Source organism: Pseudoclavibacter sp. RFBA6, from assembly GCF_002931575.1.
GTDB lineage: Bacteria > Actinomycetota > Actinomycetes > Actinomycetales > Microbacteriaceae > Pseudoclavibacter > Pseudoclavibacter terrae.
This window is the reverse complement of record NZ_PSUA01000005.1, coordinates 273,840-293,198: the sequence shown is the minus strand read 5'-3', so window position 1 is coordinate 293,198 and position 19,359 is coordinate 273,840. Positions and strand designations below refer to the sequence as shown.

General features: G+C 70.0%; 20 protein-coding genes. 10 read left to right on the top strand and 10 right to left on the bottom strand.

The annotated features are described in order from the left end of the window. Positions 1-18: 18 nt before the first annotated feature. Both C5C17_RS04300 and C5C17_RS04295 read right to left on the bottom strand, forming a co-directional pair. Positions 19-423 carry a VOC family protein gene (locus C5C17_RS04300; protein ID WP_104252134.1) on the bottom strand — a complete coding sequence of 135 codons (405 nt, stop codon included), beginning with the start codon at positions 421-423 and terminating at the stop codon, positions 19-21. Between the two features lie 10 nt (positions 424-433). Then, positions 434-928, bottom strand: coding sequence for a helix-turn-helix domain-containing protein (locus tag C5C17_RS04295; RefSeq protein ID WP_104252133.1), 495 nt, complete (start codon positions 926-928; stop codon positions 434-436). Positions 929-1,137: 209 nt separating this feature from the next. Between C5C17_RS04295 and C5C17_RS04290 the strand changes: the two genes are divergently transcribed. The 6 genes from C5C17_RS04290 to C5C17_RS04265 all read left to right on the top strand — a co-directional run bounded on the left by C5C17_RS04290 (position 1,138) and on the right by C5C17_RS04265 (position 6,048). Beyond that, positions 1,138-2,061 carry an ABC transporter ATP-binding protein gene (locus C5C17_RS04290; RefSeq protein ID WP_104252132.1) on the top strand — a complete coding sequence of 308 codons (924 nt, stop codon included), beginning with the start codon at positions 1,138-1,140 and terminating at the stop codon, positions 2,059-2,061. Continuing rightward, positions 2,058-2,948: an ABC transporter permease gene (locus C5C17_RS04285; RefSeq protein ID WP_104252131.1), complete on the top strand. Its 891-nt coding sequence runs from the start codon at positions 2,058-2,060 to the stop codon at positions 2,946-2,948. Before C5C17_RS04290 ends, C5C17_RS04285 begins: the two co-directional genes overlap by 4 nt. A 54-nt stretch (positions 2,949-3,002) precedes the next feature. Continuing rightward, a complete protein-coding gene (locus tag C5C17_RS04280) occupies positions 3,003-4,238 on the top strand; it encodes a sensor histidine kinase (protein WP_258065953.1) in 1,236 nt (411 codons plus the stop codon). Then, positions 4,235-4,948 carry a response regulator transcription factor gene (locus C5C17_RS04275; protein WP_104252129.1) on the top strand — a complete coding sequence of 238 codons (714 nt, stop codon included), beginning with the start codon at positions 4,235-4,237 and terminating at the stop codon, positions 4,946-4,948. The genes C5C17_RS04280 and C5C17_RS04275 overlap by 4 nt, the downstream gene beginning before the upstream one ends. Positions 4,949-4,958: 10 nt before the next feature. Then, entirely contained in the window at positions 4,959-5,405 is a 447-nt protein-coding gene (locus C5C17_RS04270) for a hypothetical protein (protein ID WP_146079076.1), read from the top strand. Positions 5,406-5,796: 391 nt separating this feature from the next. Then, positions 5,797-6,048 carry a hypothetical protein gene (locus C5C17_RS04265; protein WP_146079075.1) on the top strand — a complete coding sequence of 84 codons (252 nt, stop codon included), beginning with the start codon at positions 5,797-5,799 and terminating at the stop codon, positions 6,046-6,048. 102 nt (positions 6,049-6,150) lie between these two features. On the opposite strand, the gene C5C17_RS04260 is transcribed toward C5C17_RS04265, so the two are convergent. Genes C5C17_RS04260 through C5C17_RS04250 form a run of 3 tightly spaced genes read right to left on the bottom strand, consistent with a single transcriptional unit; the run spans position 6,151 to position 8,151 of the window. Then, positions 6,151-7,206, bottom strand: coding sequence for a UDP-N-acetylmuramate dehydrogenase (locus C5C17_RS04260; RefSeq protein WP_104252126.1), 1,056 nt, complete (start codon positions 7,204-7,206; stop codon positions 6,151-6,153). After that, a complete protein-coding gene (locus C5C17_RS04255) occupies positions 7,203-7,694 on the bottom strand; it encodes a MaoC/PaaZ C-terminal domain-containing protein (protein WP_104252125.1) in 492 nt (163 codons plus the stop codon). The genes C5C17_RS04260 and C5C17_RS04255 overlap by 4 nt, the downstream gene beginning before the upstream one ends. Before the next feature lie 4 nt (positions 7,695-7,698). Then, positions 7,699-8,151, bottom strand: coding sequence for a MaoC family dehydratase N-terminal domain-containing protein (locus C5C17_RS04250; RefSeq protein ID WP_374953896.1), 453 nt, complete (start codon positions 8,149-8,151; stop codon positions 7,699-7,701). A 372-nt stretch (positions 8,152-8,523) separates the two neighbouring features. Between C5C17_RS04250 and C5C17_RS04245 the strand changes: the two genes are divergently transcribed. Together C5C17_RS04245 and C5C17_RS04240 are read left to right on the top strand one after the other, a co-directional pair. Next, positions 8,524-9,744, top strand: coding sequence for a glycerate kinase (locus tag C5C17_RS04245; protein WP_104252123.1), 1,221 nt, complete (start codon positions 8,524-8,526; stop codon positions 9,742-9,744). Beyond that, the gene (locus C5C17_RS04240) at positions 9,741-11,303 is read left to right on the top strand and encodes an SLC13 family permease (RefSeq protein WP_181028481.1); all 1,563 of its coding nucleotides are present in this window, start codon (positions 9,741-9,743) and stop codon (positions 11,301-11,303) included. Before C5C17_RS04245 ends, C5C17_RS04240 begins: the two co-directional genes overlap by 4 nt. Before the next feature lie 147 nt (positions 11,304-11,450). On the opposite strand, the gene C5C17_RS04235 is transcribed toward C5C17_RS04240, so the two are convergent. After that, a complete protein-coding gene (locus C5C17_RS04235) occupies positions 11,451-12,341 on the bottom strand; it encodes a class II glutamine amidotransferase (RefSeq protein WP_181028480.1) in 891 nt (296 codons plus the stop codon). 338 nt (positions 12,342-12,679) lie between these two features. Here C5C17_RS04235 and C5C17_RS04230 point away from each other — a divergent pair, with 338 nt between their 5' ends. Both C5C17_RS04230 and C5C17_RS04225 read left to right on the top strand, forming a co-directional pair. Continuing rightward, on the top strand, positions 12,680-13,603 hold the full coding sequence (locus C5C17_RS04230) for an ABC transporter ATP-binding protein (RefSeq protein ID WP_104252120.1): 924 nt from the start codon (positions 12,680-12,682) through the stop codon (positions 13,601-13,603). Next, positions 13,600-14,667, top strand: coding sequence for an ABC transporter permease (locus C5C17_RS04225; protein ID WP_104252119.1), 1,068 nt, complete (start codon positions 13,600-13,602; stop codon positions 14,665-14,667). Before C5C17_RS04230 ends, C5C17_RS04225 begins: the two co-directional genes overlap by 4 nt. Positions 14,668-14,716: 49 nt before the next feature. On the opposite strand, the gene C5C17_RS04220 is transcribed toward C5C17_RS04225, so the two are convergent. The 4 genes from C5C17_RS04220 to ribH all read right to left on the bottom strand — a co-directional run bounded on the left by C5C17_RS04220 (position 14,717) and on the right by ribH (position 19,340). Further along, positions 14,717-17,053 (bottom strand): chorismate-binding protein, encoded by a 2,337-nt coding sequence (locus C5C17_RS04220; RefSeq protein ID WP_104252118.1) that lies wholly within the window; start codon positions 17,051-17,053, stop codon positions 14,717-14,719. Further along, positions 17,050-17,964, bottom strand: a complete 915-nt coding sequence (locus C5C17_RS04215; RefSeq protein ID WP_104252117.1) for an aminotransferase class IV — start codon at positions 17,962-17,964, stop codon at positions 17,050-17,052. The genes C5C17_RS04220 and C5C17_RS04215 overlap by 4 nt, the downstream gene beginning before the upstream one ends. 219 nt (positions 17,965-18,183) lie before the next feature. Continuing rightward, positions 18,184-18,828, bottom strand: a complete 645-nt coding sequence (locus tag C5C17_RS04210) for a riboflavin synthase (RefSeq protein WP_104252298.1) — start codon at positions 18,826-18,828, stop codon at positions 18,184-18,186. Positions 18,829-18,830: 2 nt separating this feature from the next. Continuing rightward, on the bottom strand, positions 18,831-19,340 hold the full coding sequence (gene ribH / locus C5C17_RS04205; protein ID WP_104252116.1) for a 6,7-dimethyl-8-ribityllumazine synthase: 510 nt from the start codon (positions 19,338-19,340) through the stop codon (positions 18,831-18,833). Between the last annotated feature and the right edge of the window lie 19 nt (positions 19,341-19,359).

Below are 19,359 nucleotides of genomic sequence, written 5' to 3'. Positions count from 1 at the left end.
CCGTGCTAGGCGTTCCGGCTACGCCTGACTCACCCTCACCAGGTTGCCAGAGGGGTCACGGAAGGCCGCGTCCCGCACGCCCCAGAACTGGTCGGTCGGCTCCTGGAGCACTTCGACCCCACCCGCCGCCTGCGCCTTCTCGAAGAGCGCGTCGAGGTCGCTCGTGCGGAACAGGAGACCGGGCAGCTCACCCTTCGCGAGCATCGCCGACAGCGTCTCGCCGTCCTGCTCGGAACGACCTGCCTTCGGATGGGAGAGCACGATCTCGAGCTCTGGCTGCTCGGGAGTCGACAGGGTGATCCACCGGAAGCCCTCGTTCGGGACCTCGCTGCGCACCTCGAGGCCGAGGGCGTCGCGGTAGAACACGAGCGCAGCATCCGGATCGTCGGCGAACACGTGCACGTGGCTGAGTGAGAGTGTCATGTCTCCGATGCTAGGACGGGCCACCGACATTCACTTCTTGGAAACTGCTCGGAGCCTCGACGACCGGCACGGCAGCCCGGTCCCGAGCATTGCCTGCGCGCTCGTGGACCCGCCGGGGCCGACCCCAGATCTGCGAGGTGCAGCTGGGGATGACAACGCTCTCGCTGTGATCGCGGGCCCGGTACGCGCTCGGCGACTCTCCCACGATCTCCGTGAAGCGGCTGCTGAACGACCCCAGGCTCGTCGCGCCGACTGCAGAGCACGCATCCGTCACGCTCACATCGCCTCGGCGCAGCAGCGCTTTCGCCCGCTCGATGCGCCTCGTCATGAGGTGCGCGTACGGCGTCTCGCCGTACGCCTCCCGAAATCGGCGGCTGAAATGCGCCGTCGACATGTGAGCCGCCTTCGCCATGGCCGGAACGTCGAGCGGCCGAGCGTACTCGCGATCGATGAAGTCGCGTGCGCGTCTGAGGCGGCGCAGCTCGTCGAGGTCGGTCGAGGCCATGCCTCCAGTATGCGCGGGTGCCGTCGTGGCTTCGGTCGCCGCGTGATCGGCGAACTTCGGTGACAAAACGCGGTGAAGCGCGAAGTCGCGCGACGAACCCGCTGCGTTGTCACCGAAGTCTGCGGGCCACGGCCTCTCCCCCGATCGGTGGAGGCGAATCAGCCGGTCGGGCCCTGCCGCTGCGAGGAGGCTCACCGTTGGATAGGAGCATGAGCACACAGGCAGCCATAGAGGTCACCGACCTCGTCAAGCGCTACGGAGACCGCGACGTCGTCGACGGCCTCTCCTTCGAGGTCCGCCACGGCGAGACCTTCGCACTACTCGGCCCGAACGGGGCCGGCAAGAGCACCACCATCGAGATCCTCGAGGGCTTCCGCACGGCGACGTCCGGCAGTGCGCGCGTGCTCGGCCATGACCCGGCGCACGGCGACGCCGGATGGCGCGGCCGCATCGGGGTCGTCAGCCAGTCGAGCGCCGACATCGAGCGCTACTCGGCGCGTGAGGTGCTGCGTCACTTCGCGAGCCTCTACCGACAGCCTCGCGATGTCGACGAGACCATCGAGCGCTGCGGGATCGCGCCGTTCGCGACGCAGCGGGTCGGTCGCCTCTCCGGCGGCCAGAAGCGCCGTGTCGATGTCGCGCTCGGCATCATCGGCAACCCGGAGGTGCTGTTCCTCGATGAGCCGACAACGGGCTTCGATCCCAACGCCCGCCGCGAGTTCTGGGGGCTCATCCAGCAGCTGAAGGGCGAGGGCATGACGATGGTGCTCACGACGCACTACCTCGACGAAGCGGAGCACCTCAGCGACCGAGCCGGGATCATCGCGGCAGGGAAGCTCGTGGAGATCGGTGACATCACGACGATCGGTGGGCCTGCCTCCCGCACTCCGCGGGTGCGCTGGCAGGAAGCCGACGGCCGATGGCGAGAGCAGAAGACGGATGCGCCCGCCCAGCTCGTAGCCGCGCTCGCGGGCAGGCTCGGCCCGGAGCCCGCCGGCCTCACCGTCACCCGGCCCTCGCTCGAGGACGTCTACCTCGAGATCATCGGCGAGCATCCGGTCGCCAGCCCGGCGCATCCGGCAGAAGCCACCCCTGCAGCACTCGCTCCCGCACTCCTCGGAGGCACGAAATGACTCAGACCTCAGCGCCCAGCAGCGCCGGCAGCAGCACACACGACGCCCCTTCGTCGGGGCTACGTTCGGCGGCTCGCCCCAAGTCGACGATCGGCAACGGGCTGCGTCGCATCTCCTTCGAGCTGCGAGGGTACTTCCGCCAGACCGATCAGGTGTTCTTCGTCTTCCTGTTCCCTCTGGTCATGTTCGCGCTCTTCGCGTCGATCTTCAGCGGTGAGGCGGTCGTCGACGATCCGAGGTTCGCCGACGTGACGATGTCGCAGTACTACCTGACGGGCATGCTCGCGATGGCGATCCTCCTCTCGGGCATGCAGTTCCTCGGCATCGACATCGCCACCGAGAAGCATGAGGGCGGCCTCGCCCGCCTCGGCGCGACCCCGCTCAGTCCCGTCTCGTTCTTCATCGGGAAGATCGGGCTCGTCCTCCTCACCTGCACGGCGCAGCTCGCACTGGTCATCGCGCTCGCCGTCGTCGCATTCGACATCACGCTGCCGGACTCGAGCGAGCTGTGGATGCGGTTCGCGTGGCTGTCGCTCCTGGGCATCCTCTGCTTTGCCGCTCTTGGCATCGCGATCTCCGCGATCCCTCGGTCTGCCAGGTCCGCATCCGCGATCGTCCTGCCCCTGGTGCTCGTCCCGCAGTTCCTCTCAGGCATCTACGTGCAGTTCTCGGTCCTGCCCGAGTGGATGCAGCAGGTCTCGAACCTCTTCCCTCTCGCCGGGCTCGTTCGGGGCATGCGCAGCGTGTTCCTGCCAGACGCATTCGCGGCGGCGGAGGTCGGCGGCACATGGGGTCTCGGCAGCGCGGCGATCACACTGGGCGTCTGGACGGTCATCGGTCTCGTCGCGAGCCTGCTGACGTTCCGGTGGAGTCGCGGTCGCAGCTAGCCGGCGGCACTCGGCGGGATGGATGTCGGTGGGTCGCGAGAGGATGAGCACGTGATGGATTTCCTGGTTCGGAACGGCCGCTGGTGGCACGTGCTCATCGTGGGCACGGCGCTCGCGAACGCCGTGGTCGCCGGTTTCGTCGCGGCCACGGCCCGGACTTCCGCAGAGCGCACGGAAGGCCTCATCGCAACGGGAGCTCTGCTCCTCATCCCCGTGGTGTGGCTGGTCTTCGGCGTGAGGTCCGTCGGCGACCGACGCCGGGGCGCGGCGCTCATCGTGCTCATGACGCTCCTCGTGACGGTGGCGATGGTGCTCGTGCCCTGGACCGGGTTCGTGCAGACCCTCATCTACCCGCTTGTCTGGCTCGTGTGCGTGAGCGCGCGGCGGAGCATCCTCGTCTCGATCGCCATCGCGTTCGGCATCGGCGCCGTGTCGGCGCTCTACAACGGTGTCGAGGAGATCCCCGACATCCTTCCCGGCCAGCTCTTCAGCATCGCGGCGACCTGCGGCATCGGACTCTCGATCAGCTATGCCTGGCGCGTGGCGGATGAGCGCCGTGAGCTGCTCGAGCAGCTCACGGCCGCTCAGGATCACGTGCAGGAGCTGTCACGGCAGAGCGGCGCGTCTGTCGAACGTGAGCGCATCTCGCGCGACCTGCACGACACCCTCGCTCAGACCCTCGCGGGGCTCGCCATGCTCGCCGATCGGAGCGCGAAGGACATCTCCCGCCTGCGGGACGAGGAGGGCGCCGCCGGTGAGGTTGCGCAGGCCGCGCTCCTGGCCCAGGAGGAGCGAGCCGACCTCATCGCGTCGCTTGCCCGCGATGCCCTGGCAGAGGCCCGGGTGCTCATCGCCGAGAACGCGCCTGTGCGGTCGGCCGACGCAGCCGTCGCCACCTTCCCCGATGCGGTCGCGCGCCTCGTCGAGCGGTTCCGGCGAGAGACGGGGGTGCTGGCTGAGTCGCAGATCGAGGTCGCGCCCGGCGCTCTCGACCGGGAGAGCGAGGTGGTGCTGCTCCGCTGCGCCCAGGAGGCCCTGTCCAATTCGAGGCGGCACGCGCACGCGTCGAACGTGCATCTTTCCGTGACGTTGCTGGGCACCAGCGTCCGCCTGCAGATCGAGGACGACGGCCGCGGGTTCGCACTCGACGCCGAGCCCGCCGGATTCGGTCTCGCCAGCCTCCGCGACCGTGCCGCGGCCATCGGCGGCCTCGTCTCCATCTCCAGCGAACCGGGCCGTGGCACGATCGTGACCGTGACGATTCCGGCGAGGGCAGGTGACCACGCGTGATCCGCATCCTGGTCGCCGATGACCACCCCATCGTCCGCGCGGGCCTGGTCGGCATATTCGAGGACGAAGCTGACATCGAGGTCGTGGCTGAGGCAGCAGACGGCGCCGAGGCGGTCACCCGGGCGCTCGCGACGACACCGGCGGTCGTCGTCATGGACCTCCGGATGCCGGGCACCGACGGCGTCTCGGCGACGCGACAGATCCTGGCGACCCTCCCGAGCACTCGTGTGCTCGTCGTCACGACGTACGACAGCGATGACGCGATCATCGGTGCCATCGAGGCCGGTGCGAGCGGTTACCTGCTCAAGACCGCGAGCGGCGCGGAGCTCGTCGAGGCCGTGCGTCGGGTCGCCGCGGGCGAGCTCGCACTCGCGCCCTCGGTGACCGCGAAGCTGGTCGCGCAGACCCGGGCGGCTGCTGCCGCGGCGTCCGGCGGTCCTGGTGTCGCGCATCCGCCCGCCGGTTCGGCCGACGTGGGGCCCGCGCTGAGTGAGCGTGAGCTGCAGGTGCTGAGGCTCGTCGCCGACGGACTCTCGAACCCCGAGATCGCAATTCGCCTCCACATCGGGGAGGCGACCGTGAAGACGCACCTCGGCAAGGTCTTCACCAAGCTGGACGTCAACTCGCGGGTGCGCGCCGTGACGCGTGGCCTCGACCTCGGCCTGCTCCGGCGAGGTGAGACGCCGGAGCATCCCAGGCGCCCGTCCTAGGGTTGAGGTCATGAAGTCTGCGCGTCGGGCCCTGCTCACCTTCCCCGTGATTGCCGTGGCGGCGCTTGCGCTGAGTGGATGCGCGGACCCGTCCATGCCGACGAGCGTCGCGACCGACAGCTACGGCGGCCTGCCTCCCGAGCACAGCGGCGACGTGGGTGCCGGAGACATGGAGGGGCCGCTCGTGCTGTGGCTCGACGAGGGCAGTTCGATCTCGGTGACCACGTGGGGAAGCTCGGGGTGCCCTGCGATCCTCATCGAAGTCAACGCGGTGGATGCGCAGACGCTCGACCTGCAGTACGCGGACACCACCGCCTACGCCGACCAGGTTTGCACCGCAGACTATTCGCCGCACACGAGCGAGATCGACCTACCGGCAGACATCACGGGCTCGCCGCTGACCGTCTCGGTCAGCTTCGATGGCGAGGAGCCGAGCGCCTCCGTCGTCCTCGACTGAACCCTCCGCGAAGGGGTCGCGTTTCGATCGTGGTGAGGTTCACCTCTCATTCCGGTTGCGCCCCTCGCCCGAGACACGATTGACGGGCAACCGCAGTATCGATAGGGTCGCAGCACGCGCCTAGACAGAGAGGAGTCCCGATGATGCGTACGATCACGTTCAACAAGCAGCGTCCGGTGACCCGTCTGCTGGGCGCCCACATCTCCTAAGCTCCGCGTCGCGGGTGGACTCTGTCCCCGCTCAGCCCGGATGCGCCTCGGCACAGCAGCCCAAGCCCTCTCCTGCCGCCCCGGCAAGCACCTCCGCCGTGCAATGCCCGCGCAGCGCCGCTCCATCGAGAGCCCCTTTTCGCACGTCCTCTTCAAGAGAAACGCCTCTCATGCACCACGTCATGACCACCGTCCAGACCCCGACGCCGAGCACCGTACTCGTCACCTTCGCACCCACCACCACGACGACGTCCTCGCTGCTCCAGCGCCTGGAGCTGCGAGTCGCGCTGTGGCTGATCATGCGCACAGCGCGGCGTCAGGGCCCCGAGCTGAACCACGCTGAGCAGCATCGCCACCGCCGCAACAGCGCGGCGCGAGCCCGCCTCGAGCAGGCAGCCCTCCGCGCCTGGTGCACACAGTGCATGCACCACTGAATCGCGTTCCAGGCAAACGCCCGCGGAACCACCATGGAAGCCCCGAAGCCCCGAAACGCTGTCAGCGCTTCGGGGCTTCGGCCTCACCGGTCCTTGCGGGCTCTAGAGCTCAAGGCCGACGAGGACGGGCTCGTTGACGAGCCGCACGCCATACTCGGCTTCGACGCGGGCCCGCACGTAGCGGGCGAGCTCCACGATCTGCTCCGCCGTCGCTCCGCCTCGGTTGGTGATCGCGAGGGTGTGCTTCGACGAGATCGCCGCGTTCGAGCCCGGCAGCGAGAAGCCCTTCTTCACCCCTGCGTGGTCGATGAGCCAGGCGGCGCTGAGCTTCACGAGCGGCGCACCGTCCTCGTCCTTGCCCGCGTCGAACTTCGGCATCTCCGGCAGCTCGCTCGCGAACGACGAACGCACGATGGGGTTCATGAAGAACGAGCCAGACGAGACGGAGTCCTGGTCGTGCGCATCCAGCACCATGCCCTTCGACGCCCGCAGTCGGACGACGGCGTCGCGCACGACGTGCACGGGCATCCGCTCGCCGAGGGGCACGTTCAGGGCGCGGGCGAGCTGGTCGTAGCGCACGGGTTCGCTCTGGCCTTCCGGCATCTCGACGAGGTCGAGCTCGACGCGGGTGACCACGCCCCGCAGCTCACCGCGCTTGATGGCGGACGTGCGGTAGCCGAGGTTCAGGTCGGCTGCGTCGATCCAGCGAACGGCGTCGAGGTCGGCGTCGTAGAACTCGACGCGCGCGAGCACGTCGGAGAGCTCCTGGCCGTACGCCCCGATGTTCTGGACGGGCGTCGCGCCAACCGAGCCGGGGATGCCCGCGAGGGCCTCGATGCCGCTCCAGTTGCGGGCGACCGCGTAGTCGACGAGCGTCGTCCACGACTCCCCGGCGTCGACGCGCACGCGCGCCTGCCCGACCTTGTCGACGGGGCCGTCGAGCTGATGGATGCCCCGCGTCATGACGTGCAGGACGGGTTCGTCGATACGGTCGTCGGTCGCGATCGTGTTGGACCCGCCCCCCAGGACAAGCGGCTGCTCGTAGTTCGCGAAGAGCTTCCTGGCAGCGTCGACCAGCTCGTCGCGGGTCGCGGCGGCGACGAGGTTCGTCGCCTCGCCACCGACCTGCGTGGTCGTCAGCTCGGAGAGCCTCGTCACGCGACGATCTCCTCAGGGAGCCCCGCGGGCACCTCGCCCTGGAAGTTGGCGCGCACCTGCGATTTGGCGAGCACCGTCTGTCCGCCGAAGGAGACCACGAGATCGATGCGGCCGATGCCGTCTTCCCCCGCGAGCTGACCGATCTTCGCCACGATCGACACCTCAGCGCCGTCCTGCGGGTCGACGACGACGGGGCGAGTGAACCGCACCTGGTAGTCGACGACGCGGCCAGGATCGCCGAGCGTGTCGACGACCGGCTGCAGCGCGACCCCCATGGTGAGCATCCCGTGCGCGAGCACCCCGGGGAGGCCGACCTCTTCGGCGACGTCATCGCGGTAGTGGATGGGGTTGAAGTCGCCGGATGCGCCGGCGTAGCGAACGAGGTTGTCCCGCGTGAGCGTCACCGTGCGTTCCGCGATGACCGTGCCCACCGCGAATTCGGTGAAGTCGGGGCGAGGGAGCTTCGCGATGGCAGTCGAATCGGTCATGCGGCTACTCGCTCTCGTTGGGGGTGGCGCGGACGACGAGGGTGGCCGAGGCCGTCACGACCGTCTCGCCTGCGGCATCCGTCAGCACCGTCTCGGCGGTGATCATGGAGTTGCCGCCAAGCGACTTGACGCTCTTGACCTCGAGGGAGGCTCGCAGCTCGTCGCCGGCGACGATGGGCCGCACGTACGTGAAGCGCTCGTCGCCGTGCACGATGTGCGAGAGCTCGATCTGCGCTTCAGGGTCGGAGAGCAGCAGCTGCAGCCCGGCGTCCTGCAGCACGGCGGGGAACGTGGCGGGCGCGACGAGGTCGGCGTATCCAGCGGCCTGCGCGGCAGTCACGTCGAAGTGCGTCGGGTGCGAGGCCAGCACGGCCTTCGCGAACGAGCGGATGTGCTCTCGGCCCACGAGGTACGGCTCGGGGAGCTCGTACCGGCGGCCGGCAAGTTCAGGGTTCACAGACACGGCCGCCAGTCTACGGGGCGGCACCGGCACTGACATGAGGCGGCCCGCGCGCAGACGGACGCGGAGTGCTGCCCTCCCAATGTCGGTGGCTCGTTCTCTGGTGCCGATGTCAGCGTTCGGGGAAGGACGCCACCATCGCGGGTTTCGAGATGGGTTGCGCGCCTCGGGATGGGTTGCAAGCCATCCCGAAGCGCGCAGGCCATCTCGAGACGCCGCCGCAGGGCGCAGGCGTCCGCGCGAGGGATCGCTGCGGCTCGCGCCGTGAGATCTTCCTCATGAACGGGTCATGAATGGTTTATGAACGACGACCAGTGTCGTACTCACGCCGCAGCGATTGGCGCTGTGGCCTCGAGGAGGTCGGCGAAGATGACACAGGTTCCAGGACGCATTCTGGTTGCCCCAAGCGGTTTCAAGGAGAGCCTCTCGGCGGAGCAGGTCGCGGACGCCATCGCGTCCGGTGTGCGCCGAGTGCTCCCCGGCGCGGTGATCGACCGCGTCCCGGTCGTCGACGGCGGCGAGGGGTCGGCGCGGACGCTCGCGGCAGCCACGGGAGGGCGACTCGTCGAGCGCACGGTCACGGGCCCCGTCGGCCTCCCCGTGACCGCGGTCCTCGCCCTCCTCGGGGGTGATGCGAAGGGCACGGCGGTCGTCGAGATGGCCGAGGCCGCGGGGCTCCGCCTCGTGCCGCAGGACCTTCGAGACCCGGGCGCGACGACCACGCGCGGAGTGGGCGAGCTCATCCGCGCAGCCCTGGACGAGGGGGCCAAGCGAATCCTCGTGGGCTGCGGCGACTCGGGAACCTGCGACGGCGGGTCGGGCGCTCTGCAGGCCCTTGGCGCACGCATCACCGACTCCTCCGGTGCGGAGATCGGCGACGGTGGCAACTCCCTCGCCGACGTGACGGCACTCGACCTCTCGGCACTCGACGGGCGCCTCGCCGGCGTCGACGTCTTCGTCGCCTGCAACCCGCACAACGTGCTCACTGGGCCTCGCGGCGTCGCCCGAGTCTTCGGCCCGCAGAAGGGGGCGACGCCCGAGCAGGTCGAGACCCTCGACGCGGCGCTCGAGCGCTGGGCCGGCGTGCTGAGCCGCGATGGGGTGCAGCCGAAGTCCTACGACCTCGCCACCGGAAGCTGCACCGGCGCATCCGGTGGCCTCGGCGCTGGCCTCGCGGGCGGCATCGGGGCGCGCCTCATGCCGCGGTTCGAAGTCATGCTCGACCACGTCGACCTGGATGCGCTCGTTCGGCAGGCCGACCTCGTCATCACGGCCGAGGGGTCCATCGACGAGCAGACGCCGCACGGCAAGGTGCCCGCCGAGGTCGCGCGGCGCGCCAAGGAGCAGGGCAAGCCCGTGTTCGCGCTCGCCGGCACCATCGGCCGGCACGCCAGAGACGTGCACGACATCGGCATCGACGCGATCGTCTCGATCGTGCCGCTCCCCCTGACCCTGGAAGAGTCGATCGCCCGCTCACCGCAGCTGCTCACCGACGCGGCAGAACGTTCCATGCGGCTCATGATGATCGGCTGCCAGCTCGGGCAGGTCGAGCGCTCCGAGCCGGTACCGTTGCTGCGGAGCGTGTCGTGAGCACGCGGGTCGAGGTCGGCCAAGAACGAGAACGAGAACACGAACCCGGCCAGGTCCCGGGGCGAGGACAGGAGCAGGCGGGGAGCGACGAGCGTCCAGCACGGCCGACGCGCGCCTTCTCGGCCCGCGCGTCCCTCGCCGCGCCTCTCCGCGCGTGGGCGCGCCTGCACATCCGCACACGCTGGGCGCTCGCCCTCATCACGGCCATCGGGGCCGTGGCCTGTCTGCCCGGCGAGCTCCCGGCGGAGATGCGGCTGGCGTTGTTCGCCTTCGGTGCCGCCACGGTGCTGTGGACGCTGACGGACCTCGAACCCGGCTATGTCGCCCTCGGCGCAGGCTTGCTGGCGTGCATCCCGACGGGACGCCAGGAGCAGTTCTTCTCCGCACTCGGCAACGACGTCGTGTGGCTCATCATCGGGGCGTTCATCATCGGCGGCGCCACGGCTGGCTCGGGGCTCGCCGCTCGTCTGACGAGCGCGATCGTCGGGCGGGCACGGACCGTGCGCGGACTGATGTGGATGGTCACCGCGGCCGTCGTCCCGCTGTCGTTCCTCGTGCCATCCACTTCGGGCCGTGCCGCAGTGCTGCTGCCCGTGTACCGCTCGCTGACGGAGCGGCTGGGCGACGCGCGGATCGCGAAGGCGCTCGCGCTGCTGATGCCCACGGTTGTCCTCGTCTCGACGACGGCGACGCTCGTCGGCGCGACGTCGCACCTCGTCGCCGTCGACCTCCTGCAGCAGACGACCGGCGACACCATCTCCTACCTGCAGTGGGCGCTCTGGGGTGCCCCGTTCGGCATCGCCGCGAGCGTCGCCGTGTGCGTCGCCGTGCAGGCCCTCTTCCTGCGCCGCGAAGAGCGTCGCCGACCGATCGCGCAGCAGGTGCGCCTGCAGCCATCGGGCCGGTCGCCGCTCACGCGCGCCGAGCGCATCGTGGCCGCGGTCGTCGGCCTGGCGCTCGTCGGCTGGCTGACGGAACCCCTGCACGGGCTCGGCATCGCCGCCGTCACGATCATCGCCGCGGTTGTGCTCTGCGCGCCAGGCATCGGCGTGATGAAGTGGAAGGAAGGCGTAGCCGCGGTGTCCTGGCCGCTCGTGCTGTTCGTCGCGGGTGCACTCGCGCTCGGCGGAGCGCTCGTCGAGACGGGGGCCGGCGACTGGATCGTCTCCAGCCTCTTCGCGGTGAGCGGTATCGGAGGGCTCACGTCCGCCCTCGCGCTCATGGTCATCATCGCGGCACTGTCGGTCACCGCGCACCTCTACGTCACGTCGCACACGGTGCGCGCGATCGCGCTCATCCCCCCGTTCCTCGCGCTCGCTGCGACGGCCGACCTTTCCCCCGTCGCGGTGGTGTTCATCGTGAGCATCGGCATCGACTACTGCCTCACGCTGCCGGTCAGCTCGAAGGCGCTGCTCGTGTTCACGGATGCGGACGGTGACGGCCAGGGACTCGACCCGCGCGACCTGCTCCGACTCTCGCTCGTGCTGCTGCCCGCCTACATCGCGCTCATGGTCGTCACATACGAGCTCTGGTGGAAGCACACCGGCTTGGCGCTGTAGGCCCGAGCTCGGCGCGGGGACGCTCCCGGGATGGGAACCTCGCTTCGTTGTGGAGAGCTTTCCGCAACGAAGCGAGGCTTCCATCCCGAGAGCGTGCGGGCGGGGCCGACGAAGCAAGCCAGGCCGAGGCGGGCCGGGTGCGGAGAGCTAGACGGCGACGAGGCGCGGCTGCGTGGATGCGGTGGCCGCGGCTGCTCCGGACACTGAGGCGCGGGCCTCGGCTGCGCTCGAGAAGAGTGCACGTTGCGTGAAGTCGAGCGAGTCGAGGTCGACGCGGGAGATCGTGTCTTCCGGAACCGAGGTCCAGCCGGCCGTGTCGATGCCCGTCGACGAGAAGACGGTGGTGCCGTCGGCCGCGCGGAGCATGCTCAGCCGGTAGTACTCGTCGGTGTGCCCGTTGGGGAGCGTGGATGCGTCGATGCCGTACCGCGCGAACGTCTCCTCGGTGACGTGGGCCGTGCTGGAGGCGTGCACGACGACGAGCTCGTGCGCGGAGAGGATGGTCGCGTTGAGGCTCGATTCCGGGAACTCGGCGCGGAGCACGCGGACGGCAGCGGCAGCGGCGTCTTCGAGCGTGAGCCCGTCGCGGACATTCTGCCGGACGAGCCCGAAGTACAGCTCGCTGTCGGTGTCGCCCGCGACCGTCGCGCGAATCTCTGGGCGGAGCAGGTCGTCGAAGCGCCACGTCGGGACAATCGATCCGTTGTGGGCGAAGGCGAGTCCATCGGCGACGAACGGATGCGTGTTGACCTTGGTGCGCTTGAAGTCGTCGGTCGCGAGGCGCAGGTGCACGATGCGGGCGTTGGAGGGCGCATCCGCGAGGAGTGTCGACAGCAGCGGGTCGTTCTGGCCAGGCGTGGAGATGCGCAGCGATTCGATCTCGCGCTCGGTCTCGCCGAACCCGGCGGCGAGCCAGGCGGTACCCCAGCCGTCGTTGTGCACGCTGGTCATGCGCTGGAAGGCGTCGCTGTTCATGTCTCCGATCACCTTCGTGACGGTGGTGTCACGTGGGGCTGCGTAAGCGAGCAGACGGCACATGTGCGAACTCCTTCCAGGTTGTCGAGCTTGCTGTCGGGTGTTGTTCGGAGCCGAGCGGCTCACGAGCATCTGACCATCCTGTGACAGTGGCGGTGCCCGGTCCACCTTCGCGACGCTATGTGACGGACGATTGCGCCGGCGGCGGGACTCCGCGGCGGTCGATGCCGAGGCGGCTGTCCCTTTTGCGTGCCATTTCGGACGAAATCGACCCCGAGGCATGAGAATCGGCGGATATCGCACTGAAGTTGGTCACGACCGCCGTGTCAGGGCGAACCGCCTCGACCAGCCTCGCCTGCGCTCCCAGCGTGGCGACACAGCGGCTCGCTACGTTTGGGCGCATGTCAGAACGCGGAATTGGCGTCGAGAACGTCCGGCGCTCCTTCGGCTCAGCGCAAGCGGTCCGAGATGTGAGCTTCACCGCGCGTGCCGGCGCAGTGACAGGCCTTGTCGGCCCGAACGGCTCTGGAAAGACGACGCTGCTGCTGATGCTCGCATCGCTGCTTCAACCGGATGCCGGCACGATCCGCATCCACGGGCTCGACCCGTCGGCGTCGACGGCGGAGGTGAGGGCGCAGCTGGGGTGGATGCCAGATTCGCTCGGCGCCTGGCCGTCGCTCTCGGTCCACGACACCCTCGTGACGACCGCCCGCCTCTACGACCTGCCGCGCGCCGCGGCAGACGCGCGCGCGACCGAACTGCTCGCAAGGGTCGGCCTCACGGAGCTCGCCAAGACCCCGGCGCGTGTGCTGTCCCGCGGCCAGAAGCAGCTCCTCGGCCTCGCCCGCGCGCTTGTACACAACCCAAGCGTGCTGCTCCTCGACGAACCGGCGTCTGGTCTGGATGCACGTGCGCGGGTCGGCCTGCGCGAGCACCTGCGGGAGCTCGCGGCGGCCGGGTGCACGATCCTCATCTCGAGCCACGTGCTCTCGGAGCTCGACGAGATCGTCGACGACGCCGTCTTCATCGAGGCGGGGGTGACGGTGCGGGCCGACAGGCTCGCGCAGGCGTCGGCACGAGAGCGGCAGTGGCGGGTTCGGGTGTTGACGGAAGGCATCGGGCCAGACCGGCTCGCAGAAGTCCTCGGCGCAGCTGCCCCGAGCATCCGCGTCGAACGGACGGGCTTCCTCGTGCCGTTCCCGTCGGATGCCGCAGCAGCCGCCGGGCTGCGGACGATCCTCACGGCCGGCATCGACGTCGCCGAGTTCGCTCCGGCCCTCGGCGATATCGAGCACACGTACCTCGACCTCGGAGACCAGTCATGAGCCCCGCCCGCATCACGACGCTCGTCAACCTGGAACTGCGCCAGCGCCTCCGCAACGTCGCCTGGTACGTGCTGCTCGGCATCTTCGCGGTGCTGCTCCTCGGCATGACGGTGCTCTCCTTGGCGGTGTTCGGCGACCTGCAGCAGTCGGGCTCGTGGATGTACTCGATCATCGTGTACTTCGTGCTGCTGCTTGCCCTGCTGGTGTCGCCGACGCTCAGCGGCAACGCGATCAATGGCGACCGGGATGCCGCGACGCTCGCGCCCATCCAGGTGACGCTCGCGACGACGGCGGAGATCGTGGCCGCGAAGTTCGTTGCGGCCTGGATCACGGGCCTCGCCTTCCTCATCGTGGCAGCTCCCTTCCTGATCTTCGCCGGGGTCGTTGGTGCCGTCGCGCCGGTCCAGGTGCTCGTGTCGCTGCTCGTGCTGCTCGTGGAGGTCGGTGTCGTCGCCGCCATCGGGGTGGGCTTCAGCGGCATCCTCGCGCGCCCGCTCTTCTCCGTCGCGGCGAGCTACCTCACGATCGCGGCGCTCACCGTGGGCACCGGCATCGCGTTCGGGCTCGGCGGTGCGGCCGTGACGGCCGAGGTGACGAACATCTCCCGCTACCCGGTCTACGAGGAGCTCGCGCCGAACGAGGAGCTCGACGTGAACAACTTCACCTGCGGCCCCTGGGAGACCTACACGTACGAGGTACCTCGCTACGACCTGGTCTGGGGAGTGCTGGCCGCGAACCCGTTCGCGGTGCTCACTGACGCCACCCCGGTCTCCTTCGGTGAGTACGGTCAGCCGGACGACTTCTTCGCGGGGGCGAAGCTCCTGCTCAGACAATCGCAGATCACCCCGGACATGGGCGAGCAGCGCTACGACGGCTGCGCCGATCCGAACGGCATGAACTACGTTGAAGGGCCGACGCCCGACGACGTCGTGGCCTCGACAGCGCCGAGCTGGTTTGTTGGCCTCGCGCTGCAGCTGGTGCTTGCCGGTGGCCTACTCGTGGGCGCGTGGGCGCGCACGAAGACGCCCGCGAAGCGCCTCCCGCCAGGCACCCGGGTCGCCTGACCGGGCGGGACGCGGGCCTGACTCGGCGAGGCGTCGGTCCAGGGACGCGTCAGCCCTTCGCCGCCCTGGCGAAGGCGCGGCGCAGGGCGCTCGCCTTCAGCTCGACCTCGAGCGTCTCGGCCTCTGCGTCACTGGCGAGCACGATCGCGCCACCTGCCCCGATCGACCAGCCCCGCGCATCCCTGACTGCCGTGCGGATGACGATGCTCAGCTCGGTCGAGCCGTCGGCGCCGAGCACGCCGAGCACGCCAGAGTAGACGCCGCGGTTGCGGCCCTCGATCTCACGCAGCAACTCGACGCTGCGCAGCTTGGGTGCCCCCGTCATGGACCCGCCGGGGAACAGCGCCCGCACGACGTCGAGGGGTGGCACGCCAGGCGCCGAGCCGCGCACCGTGGTGACGAGCTGGTGCACGGTCGCGTACGACTCGACGGCCATGAGGCTCGGCACGTGCACGGAGCCTGGCGTGCAGACGCGTCCGAGGTCGTTGCGCAGCAGGTCGACGATCATGAGGTTCTCGGCGAAGACCTTCGGGTCGTTCGCGAGCTCGCGGGCGGCTGCCGCGTCGAGCAGCGGGTCGGATGCGCGGGCGGTGGTGCCCTTGATGGGCTTCGTCTCGTAGTCGCCGTCTGGGGTGCCGCGCAGGAACCGCTCCGGGGAGGCGCTCACGACGGCGCCGCCGTCGAACTCGAGCAGCGCGGCGTACGGCGCAGGATCGGAAGCGCGCAGCTCGAGGAAGAGGTCGAAGGGGTCCGGGTCGGCGTCCGGCCTGAACTCGTTGGTGAGACAGAGCTCGTAGGAGTCGCCGGCGAGGAGATGCTCGCGGCACCGGGCGATGTCGGCGGCGTATTGGGCTCTGGACGTGTGCCAGGTGCCCGCGACGAGGGCGTCCGAGCTGGGTTGCCTGCCACGCCGCGCGAATGATGCAGTCTCGTCGAGGGACGACGAGCCGTGCCCCACCGAGGCTGCCGTCTCACCGCGGGGGCCGCCCGCGTGGCGCGCGCGCGCCGTCTGGTCGTCGAGCGCGGCCCGGACTTCCTCGCTGAAGCGGTCTGCCGCCGACTCCGCGAGCGCGGACCTCGTGGCCGTCGCGATGACGGTGACCGCACCGGTCGCGCGGTCGACGATGACGGCGCGCCTTGGGTCGAGCCACCACGCGTCCGGGAGACGAGGCTCGGCGGCGTCACCCACCGGGGGCAGTGCGCCGAGCATCCGAACGCCGAGCTCGTAGCCGAAGAAGCCGAGCAGCCCGCCACGGAACGCGAGCCCCTCGCCGCCCACGGCCCGCATGCCTTCGAGCGTCCGCTGCACGACACCGAAGCTGCCATCGCCGACCAGGCGCAGAACGCGCGCCAGTTCGGTTCCGTCGTCTGGACTGGCGATCTGGGCGTCGTCGGCGAGGATGCTCCACTGCGCCTGCCTGCCCGTCTCGTCAGGCACCTCGACCCATGCGCTCGCGGAGCCCTGCCGCAGCAGGTCACGGTAGATCTGTGCGGCGGCTGTCTCGGCGGCCGCGCGTCCGTCGACCTGCGGTCCCCGCACCGTGCGGCTCGCGACGAAGAGGTCGCGCGCATCCTGCTGGGCTGCACCATCGGAGCCGGCTGGTGCCGCTTGCGCTGCGGTGTGGGAGGGCGCGGACGCCGCCGTCTTCTCGCTCGCAGCCTGCGCCGTGGGTACCGTCAACGCCTCTGACGTCGGTCCGTAGCGCGTCCCGGTCGGCGGATGATCGCCGCGTTCGGCGTCGTGTCCGGTCAGCTCGACGCCTGCCAGCGCTCCTCGACCCCTCGCATCCACTGCCGCCACGAAGTTCGCGACCATGTGTCGTCCGTGCTCGCTCGCGATCGACTCCGGATGGAACTGCACACCCCAGACGGGTCTGCCCTCAACTTCGATGCCCTGCACGACGCCGTCCTCGCTGCGCGCGGTGACGCGCAGGCCTGCTGGCAGCGGTTCGTCCACGACCAGCGAGTGGTAGCGGGTGGCGAGCGTGCCCTGGGGAACAGCGGAGAAGGGGCCGGTGCCGTCGTGCTCGATGGGGCTGCGCCAGCCGTGCCTTGCCGTCGGCGCCGCGATGACCTTGCCACCGAAGTGGACGGCGATGCCCTGGTGTCCGAGGCAGACCCCGAAGACGGGCAGGTCCAGCGCAGGTGCGAGGGCGGCATCCAGCACCATCGCCGATCCTCCGAAATCGAGGAGGTTCGAGGGATGGCCCGGGCCCGGGGAGATGACGAGCCCCGAGACGATGCCATCGTCGATCCAGCTCAGGCAGTCGTCGATGCGAGCAGGGTCGCCCGCATCGACGATCCGCACCTCGTGGTCGCTGAGCTCGAGCAGCAGCTGCACGAGGTTGTAGGTGTAGGAGTCGCGGTTGTCGACGACGACGATCACGCGCCGCGCCCGTCAGGCGGGCGGCCGTCGAGGAGCGGCACGGCGCTCGTCTCCTCGAGGCGCGGACGCCAACGGCGCACGCGTGCGACGTCGAGGCCGAGCCGAGTGCCGTCGAGCATGGAGACGGGGCTGATGCCGTGGAGCGTGTTGAGGTACCAGAGCTCGTCCCAGCCCCGGTCGGCGGATGCGGCGAGCGGGTCGGCGCGCAGCTCGCCTTCCACGCGCGGGACGCCCGCCATGGCGAGCAGCTTGTCGAGCACGCCGAGCGTGGTCCCCTGAACGCGGCGACGTGCGGCGGGGATCACGAGGGTCTCGCCGCGCCAGCCGACGACGGTGCCGTGGGCGGCCTCGGTGATGACGCCGCGATCGTCGATGAGCAGCGCGTCCGCGGCGCCGTGCTCGGCAGCGCTCGCCCGGAGCTCCGACAGGTACGGGAAATCGGGTCCCTTGAGCGTCGGCCAGCGGCGTTCGTCGAGCCGCGTCACGAGCTTGGTGAGCGGCCGCGCCTCCGGGGCCGGCCGCAGGGCGAGCTCGACGAGCACGCGGTCGCGGTCGCGGTCGCGGCCAGCCTCGCTCTCAGCGGCGAGGTGCGCCGACAGTCGTGGGAACCACGAGTCGGCGAGGGGCACGCTCTCGAGCACGTCGGCCCAGATGCGCCGCCAGTCGGCGTCGACAGTGTTGGTGCCGGCTGGGCTTCCCGACCAGAGCAACGGGTGGGCGGTGGCCGCGTCGCCGAACAGCTCGCCGACGCATCGCTCGAAGCGCTCGCGGTGGGCGGCGTGAGCGATGACTCTGCCGGAGTCGACCCGCCACGACTCGATGACGCTGACGACCGCGGCCTTCCGGCCGGCGGCGTCGCTGTCGTCGCGCGCGTCGCCTTCGCCTGCTTCGGCTGCACCATGACCCTGCATCGCCCCATTCTGCCCCAGGCAGCGGATTGCAGAGCGAAGGCGAGGATCGGGCGAGGGCGCACTTGTGGTCGCTTCCGGGGTGTTTTGACGACCACAACACCGCCCCGAACCGTGTGGGCTGCCCGGGAACCTCGTGGTCGCCAGCGTGACTGAGAATGCTCAGGTGCCCGAGCGGCTCCGTGACGCCTGAGCGGACCAGCCGCCCGCAGCCGCCTCAGCTCAGTGGGTCCGGGAGGCTCCAGCACCCGCGAAGCTCGCGAGCCGCGCGACGTGCCGCGCGAGGATGTCCGTCTCGACGTTGACGTGGTCGCCGACGCCGAGTGTGCCGAGCGTCGTAGCGCTGAGCGTCTCGGGGATGAGCGACACCTCGAACCAGTCGCTGTTGCCTGACGTCCCGCTCGGGCCCGCCGTTCCGACCGCGCTGACCGTCAGCGACACCCCGGACACGGCCACCGACCCCTTGTCGACGAGCAGCCCGGCGTGCACCGGGTCGATGGCGAAGCGGATGCGCCGCCACGCGTCGAACCGCTCGACCTCCAGCACCTCGCTCGTCGAATCGACGTGCCCCTGCACGATGTGGCCGCCGAGCCGGTCGCCGAGCCGCATGGCTCGTTCGAGGTTCACGGCGTCACCCACTGCGCGGTCGCCGAGGGCGGATGCGCGCAGGGTCTCCCCCATGACGTCGGCCGTGAAGCCGTCGCCCAGCAGCTCGGCGACGGTAAGGCACACTCCGTCGACGGAGATGGAGTCGCCCACCTTGGCGTCGCTCACGCTGAGCGGACCGCGCACCGTGAGGCGCGCATCCGTGTCGCGCCTGACGATGCTCGTGATCTGGCCGAGCTCTTCGATGATGCCGGTGAACACGGTCACTCACCCGCCGCGGCGGAGGGGACCGGGACGGATGCGGCCGGGAAGTCGCGCAGTGCGGTGGCCGTGGCGATGGCAGCGAGCGTCGCATCCGCCCCCTTGTCTTCGAAGCTGCCTGGCAGGCCGATGCGCGCCTGCACCTGCTCCTCGTCGTCGCAGGTCAGCACGCCGAACCCGACCGGGATGCCCGTGCGCACGGCGACGTCGGTGAGACCGGCGGTCGCGGCCGAGCACACGTACTCGAAGTGCGGGGTGCCGCCGCGGATGACGACGCCCAGGGCGACGATCGCATCCGGCCCGCTGGCGGCGACCCGGCTCGCGGCGACGGGCAACTCGAACGAGCCGGGCACCCGCACGACTCGAACGTCGGTGACGCCGGACGCCGCAAGGGCGCGTTGGGCGCCGTCGAGCAGCGCCGCCATCGCCGTGTCGTGCCACCGAGCCGCGACGATCACGACCCTCATCCCGGTGCCGTCTGCCTGCACCGCCGGTGCTCCCTGTCCGCTCATCGCCGTGCTCCTCTCGTCA